The organism is Cupriavidus sp. 10L45 (assembly GCF_056395225.1).
Genome location: NZ_JBFTJC010000022.1, coordinates 18767 through 42156 on the forward strand (window position 1 = coordinate 18767; position 23390 = coordinate 42156).

General features: G+C 65.7%; 24 protein-coding genes. 5 read left to right on the plus strand and 19 right to left on the minus strand.

Features of this window, described 5'->3' with window-relative positions; translation table 11 throughout:
• Positions 1–7: 7 nt before the first annotated feature.
• The 19 genes from AC1DFU_RS27085 to AC1DFU_RS27175 all read right to left on the minus strand — a co-directional run bounded on the left by AC1DFU_RS27085 (position 8) and on the right by AC1DFU_RS27175 (position 17559).
• The gene (locus AC1DFU_RS27085) at positions 8–2620 is read right to left on the minus strand and encodes an aminotransferase class III-fold pyridoxal phosphate-dependent enzyme (protein ID WP_441593721.1); all 2613 of its coding nucleotides are present in this window, start codon (positions 2618–2620) and stop codon (positions 8–10) included.
• A 14-nt stretch (positions 2621–2634) separates the two neighbouring features.
• A complete protein-coding gene (locus AC1DFU_RS27090; RefSeq protein ID WP_441593722.1) occupies positions 2635–3678 on the minus strand; it encodes a beta-ketoacyl-[acyl-carrier-protein] synthase family protein in 1044 nt (347 codons plus the stop codon).
• Positions 3679–3717: 39 nt separating this feature from the next.
• Positions 3718–4551, minus strand: coding sequence for an ApeI family dehydratase (locus AC1DFU_RS27095; RefSeq protein ID WP_441593723.1), 834 nt, complete (start codon positions 4549–4551; stop codon positions 3718–3720).
• 2 nt (positions 4552–4553) lie between these two features.
• A complete protein-coding gene (locus tag AC1DFU_RS27100; protein WP_092301740.1) occupies positions 4554–4970 on the minus strand; it encodes a hypothetical protein in 417 nt (138 codons plus the stop codon).
• A complete protein-coding gene (locus AC1DFU_RS27105; protein ID WP_092301743.1) occupies positions 4967–5386 on the minus strand; it encodes a hypothetical protein in 420 nt (139 codons plus the stop codon). Before AC1DFU_RS27105 ends, AC1DFU_RS27100 begins: the two co-directional genes overlap by 4 nt.
• A 1-nt stretch (position 5387) precedes the next feature.
• Positions 5388–5735, minus strand: coding sequence for a DsrE family protein (locus AC1DFU_RS27110; RefSeq protein ID WP_092301746.1), 348 nt, complete (start codon positions 5733–5735; stop codon positions 5388–5390).
• 11 nt (positions 5736–5746) lie between these two features.
• Complete coding sequence (locus AC1DFU_RS27115) at positions 5747–6442, minus strand: 2-hydroxychromene-2-carboxylate isomerase (RefSeq protein ID WP_441593724.1); 696 nt, start codon at positions 6440–6442, stop codon at positions 5747–5749.
• 10 nt (positions 6443–6452) lie between these two features.
• Entirely contained in the window at positions 6453–7448 is a 996-nt protein-coding gene (locus tag AC1DFU_RS27120) for a hypothetical protein (RefSeq protein WP_441593725.1), read from the minus strand.
• Entirely contained in the window at positions 7445–8305 is an 861-nt protein-coding gene (locus tag AC1DFU_RS27125) for an alpha/beta fold hydrolase (RefSeq protein ID WP_092301754.1), read from the minus strand. Before AC1DFU_RS27125 ends, AC1DFU_RS27120 begins: the two co-directional genes overlap by 4 nt.
• Positions 8302–9321 carry a beta-ketoacyl synthase N-terminal-like domain-containing protein gene (locus AC1DFU_RS27130; protein ID WP_441593726.1) on the minus strand — a complete coding sequence of 340 codons (1020 nt, stop codon included), beginning with the start codon at positions 9319–9321 and terminating at the stop codon, positions 8302–8304. The genes AC1DFU_RS27125 and AC1DFU_RS27130 overlap by 4 nt, the downstream gene beginning before the upstream one ends.
• Positions 9318–10457, minus strand: a complete 1140-nt coding sequence (locus AC1DFU_RS27135) for a beta-ketoacyl-[acyl-carrier-protein] synthase family protein (protein WP_092301760.1) — start codon at positions 10455–10457, stop codon at positions 9318–9320. The genes AC1DFU_RS27130 and AC1DFU_RS27135 overlap by 4 nt, the downstream gene beginning before the upstream one ends.
• Positions 10454–11581: a beta-ketoacyl synthase N-terminal-like domain-containing protein gene (locus AC1DFU_RS27140; RefSeq protein WP_092301763.1), complete on the minus strand. Its 1128-nt coding sequence runs from the start codon at positions 11579–11581 to the stop codon at positions 10454–10456. The genes AC1DFU_RS27135 and AC1DFU_RS27140 overlap by 4 nt, the downstream gene beginning before the upstream one ends.
• Positions 11582–11591: 10 nt before the next feature.
• The gene (locus AC1DFU_RS27145; protein WP_177220026.1) at positions 11592–12797 is read right to left on the minus strand and encodes a beta-ketoacyl-[acyl-carrier-protein] synthase family protein; all 1206 of its coding nucleotides are present in this window, start codon (positions 12795–12797) and stop codon (positions 11592–11594) included.
• 22 nt (positions 12798–12819) lie between these two features.
• Positions 12820–13071 carry an acyl carrier protein gene (locus AC1DFU_RS27150; protein WP_092301769.1) on the minus strand — a complete coding sequence of 84 codons (252 nt, stop codon included), beginning with the start codon at positions 13069–13071 and terminating at the stop codon, positions 12820–12822.
• Entirely contained in the window at positions 13068–13994 is a 927-nt protein-coding gene (locus AC1DFU_RS27155) for a beta-ketoacyl synthase N-terminal-like domain-containing protein (RefSeq protein WP_441593727.1), read from the minus strand. Before AC1DFU_RS27155 ends, AC1DFU_RS27150 begins: the two co-directional genes overlap by 4 nt.
• On the minus strand, positions 13991–15178 hold the full coding sequence (locus AC1DFU_RS27160; RefSeq protein ID WP_441593729.1) for a beta-ketoacyl synthase N-terminal-like domain-containing protein: 1188 nt from the start codon (positions 15176–15178) through the stop codon (positions 13991–13993). Before AC1DFU_RS27160 ends, AC1DFU_RS27155 begins: the two co-directional genes overlap by 4 nt.
• Entirely contained in the window at positions 15175–16089 is a 915-nt protein-coding gene (locus AC1DFU_RS27165) for an ApeI family dehydratase (protein WP_143093949.1), read from the minus strand. Before AC1DFU_RS27165 ends, AC1DFU_RS27160 begins: the two co-directional genes overlap by 4 nt.
• A gap of 17 nt (positions 16090–16106) precedes the next feature.
• Positions 16107–16862: a 3-oxoacyl-[acyl-carrier-protein] reductase gene (fabG, locus tag AC1DFU_RS27170; RefSeq protein WP_218158060.1), complete on the minus strand. Its 756-nt coding sequence runs from the start codon at positions 16860–16862 to the stop codon at positions 16107–16109.
• Between the two features lie 103 nt (positions 16863–16965).
• The gene (locus tag AC1DFU_RS27175) at positions 16966–17559 is read right to left on the minus strand and encodes a helix-turn-helix transcriptional regulator (RefSeq protein WP_092301781.1); all 594 of its coding nucleotides are present in this window, start codon (positions 17557–17559) and stop codon (positions 16966–16968) included.
• Positions 17560–17679: 120 nt separating this feature from the next.
• Here AC1DFU_RS27175 and recQ point away from each other — a divergent pair, with 120 nt between their 5' ends.
• The 5 genes from recQ to AC1DFU_RS27200 all read left to right on the plus strand — a co-directional run.
• Complete coding sequence (recQ, locus tag AC1DFU_RS27180) at positions 17680–19533, plus strand: DNA helicase RecQ (protein ID WP_092301784.1); 1854 nt, start codon at positions 17680–17682, stop codon at positions 19531–19533.
• A gap of 333 nt (positions 19534–19866) precedes the next feature.
• A complete protein-coding gene (gene rpsL, locus AC1DFU_RS27185) occupies positions 19867–20244 on the plus strand; it encodes a 30S ribosomal protein S12 (RefSeq protein ID WP_010810460.1) in 378 nt (125 codons plus the stop codon).
• Positions 20245–20468: 224 nt separating this feature from the next.
• Positions 20469–20939 carry a 30S ribosomal protein S7 gene (gene rpsG / locus AC1DFU_RS27190; RefSeq protein WP_092301786.1) on the plus strand — a complete coding sequence of 157 codons (471 nt, stop codon included), beginning with the start codon at positions 20469–20471 and terminating at the stop codon, positions 20937–20939.
• 118 nt (positions 20940–21057) lie between these two features.
• Positions 21058–23166 carry an elongation factor G gene (gene fusA, locus AC1DFU_RS27195; RefSeq protein WP_092301789.1) on the plus strand — a complete coding sequence of 703 codons (2109 nt, stop codon included), beginning with the start codon at positions 21058–21060 and terminating at the stop codon, positions 23164–23166.
• 77 nt (positions 23167–23243) lie between these two features.
• A partial coding sequence (locus AC1DFU_RS27200) for a GTP-binding protein (protein WP_441593733.1) occupies positions 23244–23390 on the plus strand: 147 nt, incomplete at its 3' end.

Genomic DNA, 23390 nt, shown 5'->3' on the forward strand with positions numbered 1-23390 from the left:
GCGGGGTTCAGTCGACGAAGAAGCCATCGCGTTTCATCTCGGTGAGTGATTGGCGGAACGCCTCGCAGACCTGTTCCAGATCGGCGGGCATGTGGGCGTCGCTCAGGGCGAGAAAGTGCAGCTCCGGCATATAGACGCCATGCGTGCGCATGTAATAGGCCAGTGCGATGCTGGCCTTGTAGTCGCTGCCGCCCTGGATCTCGCGATAGAAGCGCGTTTCCCGATGCGAAAAGCTCACCGTGAAGATCGAGCGCATGGATTTGATGCGGGCCGGCACTTGCAGCGCGCGGGCGATGCTTGTCAGCTGCTCGAGCAGCCATTCACTCTTCGCATGCAGCGTCTGATAGACCTCGGGATGGTCGCGGAGATATGTCAGCATCGCGGCGCCAGACGCGGCGCTCAATGAGTTGCCGCTCATGGTGCCGCCCAGGAAGACCCGCGTCTCGTAGTCGCGGAAGGGGTCGGCAGTACTGCGGGCGATCTCCATCAGCTTCCGGCTCCCCACCACGGCGCCGCACGGCATGCCGCCGCCAATGATCTTGCCCAGTACCGTCAGGTCCGGCGTGACGTTCGCCAGGGTTTGGGCGCCGCCGTAGCAGACGCGGAAGCCGCTCACGACCTCATCGAACACCAGCGGGATGTCGAGCTCGGAGCAGGCCGCACGCAATTGCTGGAGGAATTCGGTGTCGAGCCTCCCCACGGAAAACGGCAGGGGTTCGAGAATGACGCAGTCGATTTCCTCGGCACGCTCGCGCAGCACGCGCAGACTTTCTGGATGGCCGTACTGGAGGACAACGGTGTTGTTCACCGTTTCGTCCGGGGTGCCGGGACAGCCTGCAACCGGCTCGGGCCGCTCTACCGGCCCGCGTTGCTGAAACCACGAGCTGACCATGGCCTGGTCGGAGAAGCCGTGGTACTGGCCCTCGCATTTCGCCACCTTTCCGCGTTGCCGGTAGGCGCGGCAAATGCGCAGCGCCTGGATGACGGCCTCCGTTCCCGAATTCGAGAGGCAGGCGTAACCGCTACCCGGGAACGCATCCACCAGCAGCCGGGTAAGTTCAACCTCCGACGGGTTGCCGACAGCGTTCAGGCAACCGTCCGCCATGGCCGCCTGCTGTGCGGCGACAATTGCCGGATGCGCGTAGCCGAGGATGTGCGGCCCGTAGCCACCGGTGAGATCGATATAGCGATTGCCGTCGACGTCTTCGATCTGGCATCCCTGGGCCCGGCGCGCGAACATCGGATAGGTGCAGGGGAAGAAGTAACGGTTCATGTGGATGGACGCGATCATGAACCGCTGCGCGTCGTCACGCATCGCCAGTGTCTTTGGCGTTGCCCGGTGGAAATGGCCGTCGAAGCGCTGGCGCACATCGTCATTCATGTAGGGCGAGTATTTGTCCGAGAACCGTCGGGAATTGGCCCAGACGTCGATGTCCGGATCGATCTGCTTGCCGAAGCCCTCGCAGGTGGTTAACGTCAATTCGACCTTGGTGAAGTTCGGGGTGTAGTTGGCACCGTGGCGGCGCAGTGCCTGGCTGATGTCCCAGAAGAACTCGTCGGTCTTCCACTGATCCGCGATCTCGTAGAAGTGCCGCAGGATCACCGCCTTGACGTCCTCGAAGAACTGGCGATGGTCACGCACAGCCTCCTTGTCTACGACGAAGTGACTCAGGAAGCGGGTGGTGGCGAGGTCCCATTCATGCCGGATCGACGCGAAGAAGAACGACGCCAATCCCCATTTCTCTGCCTCCGTCACGTAGACCGTGATGCCGAAGTCGAGAAAGATGATCTTGCCGTCCGCCGTGAAACGCACGTTGCCGGGATGGGGGTCGCCATGGGCGACGCCATGCATGTAGAGCATGGTGTAGATGGCATCCTGGAAGCGGCGCGCCAGTTGCGCCCGGGGGATGCCCACTCGTTCGAAGTCCCGGCCCGGAATGCCCTCCATATATTCCATGGTCAGCACGCTCCGGCGGGTCAGTGCGGTGTGCACCCGTGGGATGATGACAAAGGGGTGATTGGCGAAATTCCGCGCGAGCGCCGTCATGTTGCGCGCCTCCACCTCCATGTCGACCTGTGGCAGCAGTAACTCGCGCAACTCGGCCACGCGTACCGGCATGTTGAAATGGCGCAACGAGGGCACCATGGCATGTGCCAGTGCCGCGAGCCGGGCAATCGATCGCAGGCTCTTGCGCAGGCGGCGCGAGACGCCAGGCTTGACCAGCTTCACCGCCGCGCGCTCGCCACCCTCGAGCCGCACTTCATGGACTTGCGCAATGGACGCGCTGGCAAGCGGAACATAGTTGAAGGATTCGAAGACGGATTCATACCCGCTGCCGAACGCCTCGGCGAGGAGCTTTCGCACGGCCGGCTCGTCAGCTGCCGGGACATCGTCCTGCAGCCGTTGCAGCGCGGCGATGGTGTCAGGCCCGAACAGGTCGGAGCGGGTCGAGAGGATCTGCCCGATCTTGATGTACAGCGGGCCCGAGGCGATGCAGAAGCGGGCGATGCATTCGCCAAGCAGGCTGGCCCGGTCGGCGGGAGGGCGGCGTGCGGCGCGAAGCCGGTACGAGGCGGCGAACCAGGCCATCGAAGGCAGCAGGGTCATGGCGTAGAGCATGGTCGGGCTCCGATCTAGTAGATGAACGTCGAGGATGCGAATGACATGCCGGCGCTGCCGATCCAGAATCCGATCCGGTCGCCGCGTGCCAGCGACCCATCGCCCGCGTGCAGGGCAATGGCGGCGGGAATGGAGCACGCGCCCACGTTGCCGTAGTCCGGAAAGATGTGGCGGATGCAGTGCCCGAACCCGGCCTCGTCCGCCCAGCCCTGGAATGCGGGGACAGAGCCGCCGGTATGCGGAAAAAGCAGGCGGATGCTGTCGCGATAGGGCGCAAGCAGTTTCAGCGAGTCCGTCATGTGCTGGCTATAGCCGAAGACCAGCGAGCTGAAGGATGTGAAGGCGCCAAGGCCATTGAGGCCGATGCGCTCGCTGGGCCGGGCGCGCCCGAGGTGGCCCGGCAGCGGAATGGTGCAGAGATCGACGCCCCGCTTCGTCGACAGGTAGTGAAAGACCCAGGGTTGTTCTGTATCGGCGCGCAGCAGCGTGGCGGTTGCCCCGTCCCCCCCGCAGTAAGCGGAGAAACAGTGCGCGATGTCGCGCAGGGAACCCAGCGTGAAGTTGCTCGGATACGAGACGCCGCCCGGTACGTAGTACGACTCGGCATTGACGATTAGTGCGGTGCGGTAACGGCCGGACAGGAAATGGCTCTGCGCCACGTCGCACGCGCGCGTCCAAGCCATGCAGGCGTCGACGATGTCGAAGCAGTCCACGCTGTCCATGCCCAGCGCGTCCGCAACGAAGTACGCATCGCCGGGCTCGATGAAGCCCCGGGTGTTGCCCGCGTAGATCAGCAGATCCACGTCATCCGGGCCGCAGCCGGCCTGCGCCATCGCCTGTTCGGCGGCACGGACCATGTGGTCCAGCGGCCGCTCGCCCTCGTCGAACCAGTAGCGCGTCTTCGCCTGCGTTTCATTGAGCTTCCAGCGGATGTAGGTAAGCGCGTGCTCGACGTTGCCGTCGAATCCGGGTGTGCTGTGACGGCGGATCTCATCCAGCACGGCCTCGTTGTCCATCCTGCGGGATGCCGGAAGAAAGGAAATGCCATCGATGCGCATGGTTGGGGCCTCCTGGTGAGCGCAGTCGGGAAAAGGGGGTCATGTCGGCGCGTGACGCGGGTCGATCATCGCGACCAGGCTGCCGACGCGAATCACCGGCGTGGGGCCAATACGGACTTCACCACCGAACACCACCGCATTGGGCAGTAGCCGGTCTATCCGGGCGTCCAGCGTCAGCACGGAGTCGAAGGGCACGTCGTGGATCAGTTCGATGCCGGTCATGGCGCCGAGTACCACCTCCCTCGGTGCCCCGCCGGCCTGGCCAAGGAAGAAGAGCGCGATGCCGGCTTGCCCGAGGGATTCGATAGCCAACCCCGCCGGGTACACGGCCGGTGCCTGTGCGGCGAACAGCGGTGATTGGCGGGTAGCGAGTTTGCACGCGCAGATCTGGGCGCCGGCGGTGTAGCTCTGGACCGCATCGACCAACAGGAAGGGGTAGCGATGCGGCAGCAGTGCCGCGACCTGGCGGTGTGTCAGGACCGGTGGCGCCTGAGACGGCGCCACGGCAGGATGTTCGATGGCGGCACACGGCGCGCCACAGGCGAAGCTGGCCCGCGCACAAGGCTTGCCGCGAACACTCGCGGTGGCTGCCAGGGAGAGTCCGTCCGGCCCGGACGTCCGGACAGTTGCCTCGAGGTTGACGACGTCACCGGGCAGGATCGCGTCGAGGTACTGCACCCGCGCCATCGTCCGGACGCGCATGGGATGCCCCGCCGTGCGCGTGGCGAGGCGTTCCGCCAGGACGAGCAACTGGTCCAGCAGCAGGACGCCGGGATAGATCGGGGCACCGGGATAGTGCCCCAGCGCGAAAAGGTCCGTGCCGCTGACCAGCAGCGCTTCGCCCAGTGTGGCGGAAGGGGAGGAGGGTGGCATCGTCACCAGTACCAGACGTTGTTGAAGTGATGAATGAGGGTCGGCATGTCCGCCTCGTCGACGGACTCGACGCCGTCGATGAGGTCCGCAGGAGAAAGACGCAGGCGGTGCAGGTCGGGTCGCCATGCGTACACCGGGACGTTGGCGGCGACCAACGCGGCGACGCCGGACTCGTGGTGGGAAAGTCCGTCTATCGTCAGGCCACCCAACGTCAACAACGGCGCCGGCTGGTCGCGTCGCGCGAACAACACGGTATCGGCCTTGAGCAGGAGGGCATGGTCGGCCCCCATCTGCCGCATGACCCGGCTCAGCCATACGATGTGCCCGTACTGCTCCTCCAGACTGCCGCGATAGGCTTGCTCGACAATGGCGAGTGAACTGCGGGAGCGGCGCCTGCCCCGGCCGGCGGTGGCCGTCATGACTTGACTCCGAGGACCATCGCGCTGTCTGCAGCGCTGAGGTAGTGCTGGAAGCTGAAGGGAATCTTCACCATCGCCTCGGGGATCTGCTGGGTGTTGCCGCGCTCTTCCATGCAATAGCGGCATACCAGCCACTCAAGCTGGTCGCCGTAGCGACGCTTCAGCGTCTGGACCAATGTGGCGGTTGTCGTGCCCGCCGGTGCGTCCGGCGCGAAGAGGTCCGGTGGGCGGCACAGCGAGATCTGCGACAGCCCGGTTGCGTGGCCGCAGTTCCACACAGTGACGTGACGGCCCTGCCGCAAGGCCGCATCCACCATCCGGAACAGGGAGGTCACGGTCTCGGACCGGAACGGTGTGCCCATCATGCCGAAGAAGACGGAGCCCGGCGCGGCGTCCGGGGGGAGAGATGCGGTCATGTCAGGAGTGCCAGATGGTCTTGGTCGACGGCTCGCAGATAGCGCGCACGAGGGTGTCTGCATCGATGACGGTGGCAACGCCACGGCTGACCGTCGCCGCCACGCCGCGCAGGGCCAGCGAGACATCGTCCACCGTGATGCGCAATTGCCCGCCATGCCGGCGGCTGAGTGTGCGGATCGTGTCCGGGTCCTGCTGCAGCCAGGTCGCGCCGTCCTGCATCAGGTGCAACTGCACCGAATCGCCGGCTTTCAGCAGCGCCTCGGCCAGGCGGATGCACTCCGTGCCGCCGGGGTTTGCGGGGGAGTGCGTCTCGATGAGCAGGACGGTAACGGTAGGGGTTGCTTCCATGACGAATGCTCCTAGCCGCAGCCGCCGGCATGGTCGAGGATTGCCGCCGGCGGGCTGTCCTCGCTGCACAACGGGTCGGACAGATCGATGGCAGGCATGCCCGTGGCGGCGGCCATGAAGTCCCGGAGGCGATCGACGCCCCAGAACTTCTCCCTGCCGACAGTGAAGAACGGCACGCCGAACACGCCCGTGTGGATGCAGTCCTGCAGCCGGGTCAGTCCGACCTCCCGGACGGCTGCATCCGTGTGGGCCGACGAGAGCGCGTTGGGGTCCAGCCCCAGCGCACTGCCCAGCCGTGCGATGACGTCGGGATCGCAGATGTCCGCGCCTTCCTGCCAGCGCGCCAGCGTGACCCGCTCGAGGAAGGCCAGCCCCTGCCCGTGCATGTCGGCGACGATCCATGCGAGGTGCGGCACCTCCCAGCGCGGCGCGCGATCCAGTGGCCACACCGGCCGGAGCCCGCGCCGCGCCGCAAGGCGCCGCACATCGGCGAGGATGTAGAGATGCTTCTCGCGCGACATCGGGTGATACAGGAACGTGCTGCCGACCATGCTCAGTTGCGCCTGGTAGTCCGCGTCCGGCTCCCAGAAAGGCACCAGTTGGACGGCGGCGAGAAGATCGGGCCGTGTCTGCCTGAGATCGTGCAAGGCCAGCCACGAGTAGGGGCTGCGCAGCGAGAAATAGAAGACGGGATGTGCTGCCTGCATGCCGCCTCCTTCAGTCCGCGCACTGCCTGCCGCGCAGGGCGGCCGAGACCTCGGCGTCGAAGGTCACGAGCGACCAGTCACGGCGGTTCTCGACCACCGCGTAGCCGTGGGTGATCAGGCCAGTCGCCGTATGAACCAGTCCGCCATGCCGTTCGACATAGCAATCCATGCGCGACCGATAGGTGGTGTCCTTGAAAATATCCTCGACGGTGAAGACGGTGTGGATGGTCTCCTCCATCATCGCTTCGTCGAGGATCTGGAGGCTCGCCTGCGGTACGACGGGAATCCACTTCTTGTTCTCCAGCAATGTGCGGATAGAGATTCCACGCTCGGCGACAAAGAGATCCAGCACCTCCTCCATCAGTCTCAGGTAGCCCGAATGCTGGAGGCGATCGTTGAAGTGGCAGTAGAAATAGGGCACCCGCCATTGCCAGACGAAGCGGTTGCCTTCATCGGCAGCCAGCGCGCGACGCACGTCCAGCGGCGGGTTACCGGCCTGGCGCGCCGTGGCCAGGCCGGCATCGGGAATGGAGCGCTGCGGCCCTCGCCGGATCCGGGTACAGGTGTATGGCGCGAGGCGCGGCTCCCCGCTGGCTGGCTGTGGGGTTACGACGCTGTCGTCCAGGCGGAACAGCACGTCCACGTAACCGGTGACGGCCTTCAATGGTTTGCCGTCGCGCGGCACCGTCAGTGTCACGGCGACGCGCAGCACCCCGTTCGGTGCCTTCGGCGACGGCACGACCTCGATATCTACCGTATCGTCAATGTGAAGCGCATGGAGGATCCGTACGCTCGAATCGACGATCTCGAGACAGAGACCTTTCTGCTCATAGAGTTCGCGCGGTCCGAAGCCGTGCGCGCGGAAATGATCGACAACGGCTTCCTCGATGCAATACATGACGTGCTTGAAGCCGATCCAGGTGCAGATGTTGCAGCCTTCGAAGCGGGGCCGGACCTTGGTGTGGGTGCGGTCGAAGCCAGTCGTGTCGGAGTGATGCAAGGTCATGGCGTGGATTCCGTGGAGTGGAAGGAAGGGGTGGCGCCAGCACAAGTCTGGCGAGGCGTGGCCGGCATTGGATCGCCGCGCACCTGCAGGAACTGCGCGATGGCGCCGACAGCGTCGTGCCGGAGATCGTTCAGCAGAAAATGGCCGGCATCGCGAAAGACACGGAGCCGGCCTGCCGGCAGGGTGTCGACCATCGCGCGGACGTCGGGCAATCGCGCAAACTGGTCATCGCCGCCGGCCAACACGAGAAGTGGCTGGCGCACCTCGTGCAGGGGAAGGAAGGGCATCCCGGAGTACAGGCGCCAGAACTCGGTCCAGACGTAGCAACCGAAGTGCTCGCAGGCAGTGCGTGTCATGCGCTGCAGGACGTCCGGCGCCAGCGGGCGCGCGGTGCGGGCGCGGATGCTCTGTTGGACAAAATCCGGGAATGCGTTGACGTGCTGCTGGAACAGGGACCAGGTCACCTCCCGGTGTAACGCCTTGTAGAACGGCGAGACCAGCGCGGCGGGCGCGGTGGCCCCGGGTGTGGCCGGGTGCTGGGCAAGCAGCGTCAGCACGGTGTTGGCGCCGAACGAGTGGGCAATCCAGACGTCCGGGCACAGTTGAAAGCGCTCAAGCGCAGCGGATAACCACCGCTCGGGTGGCAGCACCCGGCCCCAGAGGCCAGACTGCAACCCGTTCCAGGGCAGGTCCAGCACGACGCACCGATGCGTGGCGGCGAGGCGCGGCAGCAGCGGTTCCCAGACGCTGCCTGCTTCCATCATCCCGTGGACCAGCACGGCCAGCGGGGCGCCGACGGGCCCACACACCCGCGCCTGAAGCGTGTAGCCGCCCAGTGATGCCAGCAGCGTCGTCATTGCCCGACGCCGCCCGCTTCAATGACGATGGCTCCGGCGCGGCGGTCCCCCCAGCTGCCACCGCCGAGGACGACCGCCCCGCGAGCCGACTCCGGCTCCGCGGCGCGTGCCTGTTCGCAATGATGGATCAGCGCATACAGCGTGCCGGCCCCATAGGCCGGGCCGGACAATATGCCGAGATCGCGCTGCGCGCCCTCGCGCTGATGGAGTGCGGTGACCGCGTGGGCGGCAAAGCTGTCGCCGGCGACGTAACAAGGCTTGCTCGCATGATCGGTCAGCAGGGCGTCCAGGGCGGGCGAACGTGCCGCATCGGCATGGCAATAGGCGTAGCCGGCCAGGGCACCATGGTGGCGTGCGCCACGGGCGTTGGCATCATCGGTCCGCTCGAGCACCAAGGCGCCTGCGCCTTCCAGCAAGGCGGGCAGCCCGCCGCCTTCGGCAAGCCGGCGGCCGGCCAGCAGGCTGCGCGCCGCCGGGCCATCCACTTCCACCGCGACAACCACCATGCGCCGGGCGCGGCCGTTGCGGATGGCATTGGCGGCCAGCACGATGGCATCGAGCGACGACGAAGCCCCGGTACAGACGGTGAGGTTGAGCGCACGCAGTCCGAAGCGAATGGCGATGGCGGCCGAGACGACATTGCTGGAGGCGTTGGGTAGATCCATTGCGCTGGTGGCATTGACGTGCTGGCGATGGATGGTCTCCGCTGCCTGGCAGACCGTATCCAGATTGCACGTGTTGGTAGCGACCACCACACCGAACCCGTCATCGTGCAAGGACACGGTGTCCGCCTTCACGAAGCCGGCGTCGGCCAGCGCCTTGGATGCTGCGCAGAGGGCCAGCAACGTGGAGCGCTCCTTGTAGCGAAGCCCCTTCTTGCCCAGCAGTCGCTCGGGCGTGAAATGCGGCGCGGCGGGACCGGCCCGCAACCCCTCCGCGAGGCTGTCGTGGGCGGAGAAGGCCGGGATCTCCCAGCCATGACCCGAGATGAGGATGGCCTGCGTGCGGGGATTCATGATTCGCACTCCAGGATGGCCACGGCATTGACGCCGCCGAAGCCGAACGCATTCACCTGGGCCAGCCGCGCATTGACCGGGGTGGCCTCGTTGACGATATTCATGGCGCGCGCCTCCGGCATCAGGTGCTCGAGCCCGACGGTGGGCGGCAGCATGCCGCACTCGATGGCTTCGATCGCCGTGACCACGCCAACCAGCCCCGACGCCCCCGAGGTATGCCCAGTCATCGATTTCATCGCACAGATACGTGGATGCGAGACGTGCTGCCGCATCACGCGCTGCATGGCCTCGGCCTCGGCCTTGTCGTTGAGCGGCGTACCGGTGCCGTGGGCCATGATGATGTCGATGTCCTCCGGCGCCAGACCGGCGCGTTGGTAGGCATCCTCGATGGCACGGGCGATGCCCGCCGGATCCGGGGCCGTCTCGTGCGCCGCATCGCAGCTCGTGCCGACGGCCCGCAACGTTGCCAGCACCGGCGCGCCGCGCGCGTTGGCGCTCGCGCGGGATTCCAGTACGACGGCTGCGGCGCCATCGCCCATCAGTACGCCGCGCCGGTCTCGATCGAATGGCCGGACTGCGTCGGGGTGCGAGGGATTCACGCGATCCAGCAAGCCGAACATGCTCTTCGTGATGGTGTCGCAGCCGCCGACGATCGCGAAGTCGAAGGCGCCGTCGCGCAGGAAGTCCTCGGCAACCGCGAGTGCGAAGCTGGAGGCGGAGCAGGCATTGGCGAGCGTGATGACCGGAAAGCTGGTGTGCAGCCTTCGGTTCAGTGCGCGCTCGAAATGCAACTGGTCGATCGTCATCGGCGTGCCGACCGTCCAGAACAGTTCCAGCGTGCGTAGCTCCCGCAGGCCGGTTCCCACCACGACGACGCAACGGGCGTCCGGCGGCAGTGCGGCCTCCCGCACGGCGGCCTGTACCGCATCGCAGAGCAGTTCGGTGGCGCGCAGCGCCCGGTCGATGCCGCCGGGGCGGTCGTCAATCTCATAGGCGTTGCGCACGTTGAAATGGTCGGCGGTAAATGCTTGCAGGCGCTTGCGGCCGGAGTGCCCTGAGCACAGGCTCTCGAAACACGTGCATTTGTCTTCGCCGAGGCTGGTCTTCATGGCCGAGCCGGTGATCGCATATGTCATGGAAGTTCCTTAGCCGCAGGCGCGCGGCGCACGATGAGGCAGCCCGCGTGCCCGTCGTCGGTGGTGGCCAGGACCATGCCCGCCGCACCGGCGGGGGCCTGTTCGAGACAGGCAAGCAGATGGCAGAGCGCGAGCACGAAGGTGGCGCTGTAGGTGTCGCCGAACCGATCGACGAGCGCCGTCTGGTGGACGGTCATGCTGGCGCCGGGCAGCCGCGCGATGGCGCGCCGTTCGATGTCGGCAATGCGAGGCTCGGCCGCGCCGCACAGGCAACAAGCGACCACCTCGGACGCATCGAGGCCGGCTTGCGTCAGGGCTTCGCCGATGCAGGCCAGTGCGCCCTCCACCGCGTGGTCCAGCGCCAGATCCCCGGCCGGGCCGTCGACGGGTTCGCTGTAGCGCCCGTAACGCAAGGCCAGGATGGCCACCCCTTCATGCTGCGGCGTGGTGCGCTCGAGCGAGAACATCGCGCAGCCTTCGCCCAGGGGCACGGCTTGCCGCTTGCCCAGCTGGATCAGGCCGCGATGTGCCCAGGCCGTCTGCACGCAAAGCTCCTCGACGGCACCTGTCAGAAGCCGGTCCGCATAGCCCCGGCGCAGCATCTGCGAGGCGTACTGCAGCGCGAGCAGTCCGGACAGCCGCCCTCCCGAGATGGTTGCGTTCACCGCGCGCGCCTTGAAGCGAATGGCGCACTGGCCCGCCGCGCAGTTCATCACGGTGTTCGGGAAGTGGGCGGGATTGACCAGGAATGGCCGCTCCTGGACCAGCGAGTCGCGCGTGAAATCGCTGGTGCTGCGGATACTGCCGGTACTGGTGCCCAGCACGAAGCCGGTTCGTTCGGCTTGCTCCCCTTCATAAGGCGGCTGGTCGCCATGCAGCAGGCGCGCCGTGCAAAGCGCGAGCGCCGTGGTGCGGTCGATAGAACGGGTTCCCTTGGCGCCAATCAGTGCGGAGACGTCGAAGTGTGCCGGGCGATAGGCGACGTCCTGCGGATACGGGTCGGTCGATTGCGGCAGTTCAGTCACCGGGGGTGCCGTTGGGTCAGCCGTGCGCAACGCATCCGCCCCCACCCCCAGGGCCGATATCGCCTGCCAGCCAACAATCGAGATGCCGTGGGCGGTCATGCGCTGCTCCTCATTGGGGGTACCTCGCGTACACGGTGATGGCGTTGTTGCCGCCGAAGGCAAAGCCGTTGTTCTGCACCACGCGCAGGTCGGCGGCGCGCGAGTGGTTGGGTACGCAATCGAGCGGGCAGCGGGGGTCCGTCTCACCATGGTTGATGGTCGGCGGCAGGAATCCGTCCCGGACGGCCACCGCGCAGGCGATGCTGGCCAGTGCGCTGGCGGCGCCCATGGTGTGTCCGATCATCGACTTGATGGAGGAAACCGGCGGCTTGGTGGCGCCGAACACCTCGGCGATGGCACCGGATTCCGTGATGTCGTTGGCGATGGTGCCGGTGCCGTGGGCGCAGATGTACTGGATCTGCGCCGCGCTGACGCCCGCGTTACGGTGTGCGAGCCGGATGCAGCGCACGATGCTGTCCCGATTCGGCGCCACCATGTGGTCCGCGTCGCAGGTCAGTCCGTAGCCCAGGACCTCGGCGTAGATCCGCGCGCCACGGGCCAGGGCGCTGTCGAGCGACTCGAGCAGAAGCAGACCGGCCCCTTCGCCCGTCAGGATGCCCTTGCGGTCCTTGTCGAATGGCTGGCAGACCTGCGGCGCGATGGTGCCCAGCCGGTAGAAGCCGGCGAATGTCTTGCGGCATACCGAGTCCGCGCCGCCGCACAGCATGGCGTCCGCATCCCCGAGCCCGATGCAGTCATAGGCATAGCCGATGGCGTAGTTGCCGGCCGAGCATGCCGTGGGGAGGGTGATGGCGCCGCCGCGCAAGCCCAGCGCGCGCGCCACCGCGAATGAGATGTGGTGCGAAGGCACCTGCTGGAGCAGCGCGGGGTCAATGCCGGCATAGCCATGGCGTACCGCCTGCTCGGTGAGCTGGTCGATCACCTGCGATTCGCCGTCGGTCGTCCCGATGGACACGCCGCAGCGGGCCTGTTTGAGCTGGGCTGTATCGATCCCGCTGTCACGTATCGCCATGCCGGCCGCCGCGACCGCGAACTGTGCACTGCGGCCCAGTGTGCTCGGATCGATCCCGGCGGTCCAGGTGGCGGGGTCGAAATTCCGGACTTCGCATCCGCGATGGCTGGCGAAGCCCGACGTGTCGAAGGAGCGAATCTCGGACACGCCGCACGCCCCGGCACGGAGCGCGTCGGTGAACGCCTTCACGCCAAGACCTATGCTGCTCACGGCACCAATGCCGGTCACGACGACACGTCGCATGATGATGGCTCCGGTGCGTGACTCAGGACTTGACCGAGGCGGCTTCATCCACCACCTGGCAGACGCCCTCCAGGTTCACCATGCGAGCCAGCCCGTCCTGCGAGATGGTCACGCCGAAAGCCTTCTCCAGGCTGGCGAGGATTTCGATGGCGCGCAGCGAATCCGCGTCATGGTCTTCCTTGAAGCGGCTGGTCATGGTCATGTCGGTCGGCTCGATCTCAAGGATTTCGGAAACGATCTGCTTGATGGCGGCGATGCGGTCGGGGGAAGTCATGATGGATGTGCTCCTTCTTGGGTGGAAAGCGGTCGGCATTGGGAAACAAATGCCATGTAGCGGTGCTCGTGTATGGCGACGAGGATGAAGGGGGAGTCGTCACGCAGCGTCGGCAGGGCGCACAGCAGGGGTGCCAGGGCGCCTGCGTCGTCGCACGTGAGGATGTCTGGGGGCGGAAGGCCTTTGGGCCAGCTGAGCGGCGTGCGGGCCGGGACAACAAACCGCGTCGGTCCGGGAAACCCGGAGGCGGTGCGCGTCAGCGCGTGAACCAGCCGCTGCGGCAGTTGTCCGGTCGTTTCGACCCGACCCCAACCGAGGGGCCGCAGGCAATGACCGTTCTCCGTCGCGCGCCCGCCCAGCCGGAGCGCGACGGCGCCCGGCAGGATGGCTGCGCCGGCACCATCGGGGATCGCCTCTTCGGCGGCAATGACCAGCGATTGGTCGGCGCGCCCGGCCTGGATCGCCTGGATGCCCAGCATCAGGGCTTCGAAGCCGGCCAGGAACGGCGACGTGACGGTGCTGCATAGCGCGCGGGCCTGACAGTCGATGGCGACGTGGGCGGCGGCAATATTGGCCGAGATATTGGGTGCGCTGACGGTGCTGACGGCATCCAGTCCGCCGTGGGCCACGGCCTGATCGAACAGGTGCCGGACTGAGACATCCGCGACACTTGTACCGAAACAAAGCGCGAGCCGCTCAGGGGCGACGCGGCCATCCGTGCATGGATCGGGACACCGGCGCGCCGCGGCCAGCGCGTAGCGCGTGGTGTCGTTGAGGTAGCGGTGCCGCGTTCCCGGCAGCCACAGGGCCGGATCGAACCAGTCCGGGTCGACGATCGCAAGCGTGCCAGGCGAGCACGGGAGAGGATCTTCCCCGATGCCGGGCGCCACGGCCGCGCAGGTCAGGAGATTGACGGCGCTCATGGCGTCCCTTCCTGCAAGACCAGGGACACGTTGTTCCCACCGAATCCACAGGCATTGATGAGTGCCCGAAGCGGCCGTCTTGCCCGCAGTGGCGTTTCACGGCTGGGCAGCCGGATGCGCGTGGCCGGATCAGGGCGCTCGCAGTAGCCTGCCGGCACCTTCCGATGTGCCAGTGCAAGCGCGGCCGCGAGCAGGGAGAACATGCCGGACGCGCCTGCGGTGTGTCCGATATGCGCCTTGGCGGACAGCACCGGTGGCATGACGACGCTTGGGCCAAGCACTGCCGCCAGAATGTTGCCTTCGATGCGGTCGTTGGGGGGCGTGCCGGTGCCGTGTGGCACGATGACGTCGATGCCGTCGATGCCGACATTCGCATCGCGCAGCGCCTCGCGCAAGGCCCGGGAGATGTCCCGGCCGCCGGGTTCTGGGGCGGTCGGGTGGAAGGCGTCGCAGCTCACGCCGATGCCTCGGATGCGTCCGGCGGATCCGGCGTGCGCGGCAGCTTCGCTGTCGGCCACGAGTACCAGCGCGGCGGCGCCTTCGCCAAGCACGGTGCCCAGGCGGCGGACGTCGAAGGGCATGCACCGCTGCGGATCGAGCGCCGTCATGCGTTGAAAGCCCGCTTGGGTGACGTGGGAAAGCAGGTCGGCGCCGATCACGATCATCGCGTCGGCCATGCCGGCCCGGATGATGTCCACCGCATGGACCAGGGCATGAAGGCCAGCCGAGCAGGCGTTGGCGGCGACGAAAGCCGGTCCGGACACCTGGATGGGCAGCACGTGCGGCAGCGTGTCGATGGCGCGGTACGGGTGGCTCGCGGCATACGGCGCCACGGCGCCTTCTAGGCGGTGCCGTTCGGCACGGCGGCTGTCCCCGGCCGCCGTGCCAAGCACCAGACCGGTGTGCAGGGTGTCGAGTGCATGGCCGCGTCTGCGGGCGTCATCGAGGGCTTGCAGGGCAACATCTGCGATCAGGCTGTCGAAGTCGGCATGCACATGAGAGGCCGACGCGGGCAGGCAATGGCCATGGCGCCACGTCCGCCCATCGGTACTCCGCGGGACGATGGCGTTCGGTGACGGCGCCTCGGGTGCGCGTTGCAGGGCACGCCAGAAGGCTTCGACATCCGGACCTGCGGCGGAGCAGGCGCCAAATCCGGCCAGCAGGACATCGCGCCGCTGTGTCATCGCTGGCCTCCAGCGGCGCCGAGTGTCGTCGCGCCAATGGAGAAGGCCATCAGATCGTCGAACAGGGCGACAGTGCGTCCCCCGACGCTGGTCTGTCCCGCCAGGTGGGCCACGTTGCGCCCACATTCCAGGAGATGGACGTCGTGGCGAAGCTGGTCCCCCGGCAGGGCTCGGCCAAGCAGATGGATGCCGCGAAACTCGCCGAACACGGTCAGCGAGGCGGCGCCGCCAGCGTCCGCAAAGAAGCCGCGCCGGGATAGCAGCAGCCCCGCGCCCTGGGCGAAGGACTCCACCAGCAGCGCCAACGGATATGCCAGTTGCGCCTCGTCCATGCCGCGATGCGCGGCGCCGAAGCAAGGCTCATTGAGCGTGATGTTCTTGTAGGCGACTGCGCGAGCAGTGCCATCCAGCGCCACACGATCGATCAGCCGCATGGGATGACCATGCGGTAGCACCTTGAGGGCGACGGTCGGATCGCGCGGCAAATCCGCCGCGGATACTTCCGGGGCGCCTGCATGGCGTGGCACCGGGCCAGTGCCGAGGATGCCGTGGGCCACCGCGCTACCAGGCTTGGTAAAGCGGATCTGCACCGCATCGAGGTCATCCCAGGCAACCTGCAATGTGCAGGTGTCCCCCGGCAGGACCGGGTTCTGGAAGCGCAGGCGCGTCACACTGGTGACGCGGCGCCCCGTCTGGCCGCTCTGCGCGAGCGCATGGTTGGCGGCATGCTGCGCCATCTCCAGCAGGAATGCCCCGGGCAGGATAGGGTACGTCGGAAAGTGGCCCTGAAAGCTGTCGTCGTCGTCCGCAAAACGCCAGTCGAATTCCCATTCGCGGAGGCCGGGCCGGCGACAGTCCGAGAAGCCCCGGACGCTGCGGGCCATGATGAGAGGCGGGAGGATGTCGTCCACGATATCGCCCTGGCGCCTTAGAGGACGAGCCCGCCGTCGATCTGAAAGACCTGGCCCGTGACGTAGGCCGCGTCGGCGGAGGCCAGGAAGCGGACCAACGCCGCGACTTCCTCGGGCCTGCCAAAGCGGCGCAGCGGCACGCGGGCCAGTGCGGCCGACGCGACGCTGTCGGAAAGGCCTGCCGTCATGTCGGATTCGATGAAACCCGGCGCCACGGCATTGACGCGCACGCCGTAGGGCGCAACCTCCTTGGCCAGCGCCCGGGTGAAGCCGATCATGCCGGCCTTCGATGCCGAATAGTTGGTCTGGGTAGCGTTACCGTAGACGCCCGCAATGGACGCCACGTTGACGATGACGCCGGTGCGCCGCTTCATGAAGTGGAAGGCGGCGGACCGGCTCAAGTGGAAGGTGCCGGTGAGATTGGTGTCGATGACCGCGGCCCATGCATCGGGTCGCATTGTCGCCAGCGGCGCATCGCGGGTGATGCCGGCGTTGTTCACCAGCACGTCGACCTGGCCGAGATGTTCGATGGTCTCGGCAAAGAAGCGCTCGCAGGCGCCCGCGTCGGCAACGTTGCATTGCAGGGCCAGCGAGGGGATGCCTGCGGCGCGCAGCTGGGCGAGTGTCTCGAGGCCGGCATCGCCTGATGCGTGATGGCAGTAGGAGATTGCGTAGCCAGCGTCGGCCAGTGCCAGGCATATCGCCCGGCCGATCCCGCGTGAGCCGCCGCTGACCAGTGCAACCGGGCGCTGCGGCGATGCCATCGATGTCATCTGCCATTCCTCGCAATGTCGATGGCGCATTGCAACAGACATGGCGAAGTGCAGTAACTACCAAATCTGATAGGCGCGTGGGCTACGTTTGCGCCAAGTCAACTCACCCGTTGAGCCACCCCTGCAAGGCAGCGCACACGGCTGCCGCCGTCTTGTTCCTGGCCTGCAGCTTGAGCATTGCATTGCGAATGTGGAAGTTGACGGTGTTGCCGGAGACCATCAGCAATGCGGCGATTTCCGACGAGGTCTTGCCCTGGGCAGTCAGTTTCAGGACTTCGAGCTCGCGCTCGGTCAGGGGCGACTGTCCTTGCCCGGTGGGGCGCGCCATGCGTTGCTGGTCCAGCACGAGATGAACCACGAAGGCGAACCAGCGCATGCGAATTTCGCGACGGCCAAGCTTGCCGTTGACCGGCGGGGTTGGCGACGGGGCGGAGGGTAGGGGCCCACCGCGCATGGCCAGGGTGAAGTCCTCCTCCGACAGACCGTGGCACAGGCCCAGCAGCCTTGCCTCGCTCCACAGCTGGCTCGCCGAGAATGTCATGCTGCGGTTCCCCATATCGAAGCCGAGCATCGCGGCGGTCGTCTCGATGCTCTCGAGTACTTCACGCTCCGAGGCTGCCGGCTTGCTGATGCGATTGAGTCGATCCTGCCAATTGCCCATTGCATCGCCCCTTGTTGAGAGTCTGGCAATGCCCATGGAACTCTGCAACCGTCGAGAACGCAATCGCCGTTATCCGAAATAGCGATCTCGGCAGCATCGGCGCCGAGCCCGGGCGCCTTAGTGGTAAGGTTACGGCTTTCCCGAATTCCGCTGTCCATGTCGCGCGCACTGGCGATCCTCAAAGAAGTCTTCGGCTACCACGCCTTTCGCGGCCGGCAGGCAGAGATCATCGACCATGTGGCCGAGGGCGGCGATTGCCTGGTGCTTATGCCCACGGGCGGCGGGAAGTCGCTCTGCTACCAGATACCGGCGCTGCTGCGCCAGCAGGCGGGGCAGGGGGTCGGTATCGTCGTCTCGCCTCTGATCGCGCTGATGCAGGACCAGGTGGCGGCGCTGACCGAGGCCGGTGTGCGCGCCGCGGTGCTCAATTCCACGCTGACCAGCAGTGAAGCCTCCGCCGTGGAGCGCGACCTGCTCGCGGGGCGGCTGGAAATCCTCTATGTGGCGCCCGAGCGGCTGATGACGCCGCGCTTCCTCGACCTGCTCGAACGTACCCGCGTCGGGCTGTTCGCGATCGACGAGGCGCATTGTGTGTCGCAATGGGGCCACGACTTCCGGCCCGAGTACATCCAGCTGTCGGTGCTGCACGAGCGCTTCCCGCAGGTGCCGCGTATTGCACTCACGGCCACGGCGGACACGCAGACGCGCGAAGAGATCGTCGAGCGGCTGGCGCTGGACGACGCGCGCGTGTTCATCTCCAGCTTCGACCGGCCGAACATCCGCTACCGCATCGTCGAGAAAGACAATGCGCGCAACCAGCTGCTCGCCTTTATCAAGGCCGAACACATGAATGGCCACGGCGGGCACGACAGCGGCATCATCTATTGCCTGTCGCGCAAGAAGGTCGAGGATACCGCCGCCTGGCTGGCCGGCCACGGCATCCAGGCGCTGGGGTATCACGCCGGCATGGATGCCCAAGTGCGGCAGCGTCACCAGGCACGCTTCCGGGAAGAGGAGGGCATCGTGATGGTGGCGACGATTGCCTTCGGCATGGGCATTGACAAGCCGGACGTCCGGTTCGTCGCCCATATGGACCTGCCCAAGAGCATGGAAGGCTATTACCAGGAAACCGGTCGCGCTGGCCGCGACGGCCTGCCCGCCAATGCCTGGATGGCCTACGGCCTGGGCGACGTGGTGCAGCAGAAGCGGATGATCGACGAGTCCGAAGCGGACGATGCCCACAAGCGCGTGTCGTCCTCCAAGCTCGACGCCCTGCTGGGTTTGTGCGAGACGGCCGGCTGCCGGCGCGTGCGCATCCTGGCGTATTTCGACGAAAACGCTGAGCCGTGCGGCAATTGCGACACTTGCCTTGAGCCGCCAGCGACCTGGGACGGCACGCGCGAGGCGCAGATGGCCCTGTCCTGCGTCTACCGCACGGCCCAGGCGAGCCGCGTCCACTTCGGCGCGACCCATCTGATCGATATCCTGCGCGGCAACGCCAACGAGAAGATCCGGCAGTGGGGCCATGACAAGGTCTCGACCTTCGGCATCGGCAAGGACCGGTCGGTCTCGGAGTGGCATGCGATCTTCCGCCAGCTGATTGCCCACGGGCTGCTGGTGATCGACCATGGCGGCCATGGCGCGTTGCTGCTGGGCGAGTCGGCCCGGGCCGTGCTCAAGGGCGAGCAGCCGATCACGCTGCGCCGGCAGGTCAGCAAACCGGCCAAGTCCGGCGACCGCGCCGCACGTGGCACGCGTACCGACCATACCGCGACGATGGACCCCGACGCGCTGGCCCACTGGGAGGCGCTGCGCAGTTGGCGCACGGCCGCGGCGCGCGAGCACGGCGTGCCGGCCTACGTCATCTTCCATGACGCGACGCTGGCCGAACTGGCCCGCAGCGCGCCCGAATCGCTCGGCGAACTGGCTGAAGTGCCCGGTATCGGTGCATCGAAGCTCGAGCGCTACGGCGAGGAAATCCTCGAGACGCTGCGCGCGGTCCGAGTCTGACCGGGGCGCCCACCCAAGGCGTATACAGAGCGGGTATACCGCTTGACCATTGTCAACACCCCTGCTAGGATGCCAGATTCGAGTTTTTGGCTTTGGATTTCGCTCGTCCGTCGGACGCGCGCCCGCGGAGTGATCCTTGCGGCGCAGCCGGCAGGATAGCCAAGCGGGATCCGGGCGAGCTCGCGCTCTTTGGCAAGTCTGTCACTTCACAGCCCTTCCTTTCGAGCGCCCGCTCTCCATTCCCGTCCGAAACCCGTAGTTGCCCCTCAGGCCGAATTCATTGATATGGAGCCGGCGGAGGGGTGTTTTTGTAAAACCAAGCTGGATTGAACAATGCCAACTATCAACCAACTGGTTCGCAAGCCGCGTGTCTCTGAAGTCGTCAAGAGCAAGAGCCCTGCGCTTGAGAACTGCCCGCAGCGTCGCGGCGTGTGCACCCGTGTGTACACCACGACGCCGAAGAAGCCGAACTCGGCACTGCGTAAGGTCGCCAAGGTGCGCCTGACCAACGGTTTCGAGGTCATCTCGTACATCGGCGGTGAAGGCCACAACCTGCAGGAACACTCGGTCGTGCTGATCCGCGGCGGCCGTGTGAAGGATCTGCCGGGTGTGCGTTACCACATCGTCCGTGGCTCGCTCGACTTGCAAGGCGTGAAGGACCGCAAGCAAGCTCGTTCGAAGTACGGCGCGAAGCGTCCGAAGGCTGCCTGATCGTTTTCAGGGCAGCTGGGCAAGCGATTGCCCGCAGCAGCAACAAGAAGATGGCCTGTGGCGCGAGTCATGGTGCTGTCACCAGGCGGCGGTACAACGGAGAGTTATGCGCCGTGCCGTCGAGTAAGTGGTCACCCGGCGAATTTGCCATGCAGGCAAGCTAGTTGGTGGCCGGAGAGTCGCGATAAGTAACGCGCTCTCAACTGAATCTAAAAGGAAAGAAGATGCCACGTCGTCGTGAAGTCCCCAAGCGGGAAGTTCTGCCTGATCCGAAGTTCGGTAACGTTGAAGTTGCCAAGTTCATGAACGTGCTGATGCTGGACGGCAAGAAATCGGTTGCCGAACGCATTGTGTACGGCGCGTTCGACCAGATCGAAAAGAAGGCAGGCAAGGCCCCCATCGAAGTGTTTTCCGTTGCCATCAACAACGTGAAGCCGGTGGTGGAAGTGAAGAGCCGTCGCGTGGGCGGCGCTAACTATCAGGTTCCGGTCGAAGTCCGTCCGTCGCGTCGTTTGGCATTGGCGATGCGTTGGCTGCGCGAGGCCGCGAAGAAACGCAGCGAGAAGTCGATGGCGCTGCGCCTGGCAGGTGAGCTGCTGGAAGCATCGGAAGGCCGTGGCGGCGCGATGAAGAAGCGCGATGAAGTGCACCGCATGGCCGAAGCCAACAAGGCGTTCTCGCACTTCCGCTTCTAAAGCGAGCGAGACACGTTGTTGGTTGCCGGGCGGGCTGTGTTGCTACACATCTCGCCCGTTTGTGTTAGGGGCGCGGGCGATGAGATGCCGGCGCCTCACGGACGAATAGAGGATTAAAGTGGCTCGTAAGACTCCCATTGAGCGCTACCGCAATATCGGTATTTCGGCTCACATTGACGCGGGTAAAACCACCACGACCGAGCGGATCCTGTTCTACACCGGTGTGAACCACAAGATCGGTGAAGTGCACGATGGCGCGGCCACCATGGACTGGATGGAGCAGGAGCAGGAGCGTGGCATCACGATCACCTCCGCTGCCACCACCGCTTTCTGGAAGGGCATGGCCGGGAACTATCCCGAGCACCGCTTCAACATCATCGACACCCCGGGCCACGTGGACTTCACCATCGAGGTGGAGCGCTCCATGCGCGTGCTGGACGGTGCCTGCATGGTCTACTGCGCAGTGGGTGGCGTGCAGCCCCAGTCGGAAACCGTGTGGCGCCAGGCTAACAAGTACGGCGTGCCGCGTCTGGCCTTCGTGAACAAGATGGACCGTACCGGCGCCAACTTCTTCAAGGTCTACGACCAGCTGAAGAACCGCCTGAAGGCCAACCCGGTGCCCGTCGTGGTGCCGATCGGTGCTGAAGACGGCTTCCAGGGCGTCGTCGATCTGCTGGAAATGAAGGCGATCATTTGGGACGAAGCCAGCCAGGGCGTGAAGTTCGAATACCAGGACATCCCGGCCGAGCTGCAAGCTATCGCTGAAGAATGGCGCGAGAAGATGGTCGAGTCCGCCGCCGAAGCCAGCGAAGAGCTGATGGAAAAGTACCTGGGCGGCGAAGAGCTGACCCGTGCCGAGATCGTCAAGGCGCTGCGTGACCGTACCATCGCCTGCGAAATCCAGCCGATGCTGTGCGGCACCGCGTTCAAGAACAAGGGTGTGCAGCGTATGCTGGACGCCGTGATCGACTTCCTGCCGTCGCCGGTCGATATTCCGCCGGTCACCGGCGTGGACGAACGCGACGACGAAAAGAAGCTCGAGCGCAAGGCTGACGACAGCGAGAAGTTCTCGGCGCTGGCGTTCAAGATCATGACCGACCCGTTCGTTGGCCAGCTGATCTTCTTCCGCGTGTACTCGGGCAAGATCAATTCGGGCGACACCGTGTACAACCCGGTGAAGCAGAAGAAGGAGCGTCTGGGCCGTATTCTGCAGATGCACGCGAACCAGCGCGAAGAAATCAAGGAAGTGCTGGCCGGCGACATCGCCGCTGCGGTGGGCCTGAAGGACGCCACCACGGGCGATACGCTGTGCGATCCGGCTGCCCCGATCGTGCTCGAGCGCATGATCTTCCCGGAGCCGGTGATCTCGCAGGCTGTCGAGCCGAAGACCAAGGCTGACCAGGAAAAGATGGGCATCGCCCTGAACCGCCTGGCCGCTGAAGATCCGTCGTTCCGCGTGCGTACCGATGAAGAATCGGGCCAGACCATCATTTCGGGCATGGGCGAGCTCCACCTGGAAATTCTGGTCGACCGCATGAAGCGCGAATTCGGCGTGGAAGCAAACATCGGCGCGCCGCAGGTGGCTTACCGCGAAACCATTCGCAAGAAGGCCGAAGACGTCGAAGGCAAGTTCGTCAAGCAGTCGGGCGGCCGCGGCCAGTACGGTCACGCCGTGATCACGCTGGAACCGCAAGAGCCGGGCAAGGGCTTCGAGTTCATCGACGCCATCAAGGGCGGTGTGATTCCTCGCGAATACATCCCGGCAGTCGAGAAGGGTATCGTCGACACGCTGTCGGCCGGTATTCTGGCTGGCTTCCCGGTGGTGGACGTGAAGGTTACGCTGACGTTCGGTTCGTACCACGATGTGGACTCGAACGAAAACGCGTTCCGCATGGCCGGCTCGATGGCTTTCAAGGAAGCCATGCGCAAGGCCAGCCCGGTTCTGCTCGAGCCGATGATGGCCGTGGAAGTGGAAACGCCGGAAGACTACACGGGTACGGTGATGGGCGATCTGTCGTCCCGTCGCGGCATCGTGCAGGGCATGGACGACATGATTGGCGGCGGCAAGATCATCAAGGCCGAAGTCCCGCTGTCGGAAATGTTCGGTTATTCCACGTCGCTGCGCTCGGCCACGCAAGGTCGCGCCACGTACACCATGGAATTCAAGCATTACGCCGAGGCACCCAAGAACATCGCCGAAGCCGTGATCACGGCCAAGGGCAAGTAATTGGAAGTTTGCCGCCGCGCCTGCCGGTGCGGCGGCGCGATGAAACAACAAGATTGCATTCCATTAGGAGCTGAAAAATGGCAAAGGAAAAGTTCGAGCGGACCAAGCCGCACGTGAACGTAGGTACGATTGGTCACGTTGACCACGGCAAGACGACGCTGACGGCAGCAATCGCCACGGTGCTGGCTGCGAAGTTTGGCGGCTCGGCCAAGAAGTACGACGAA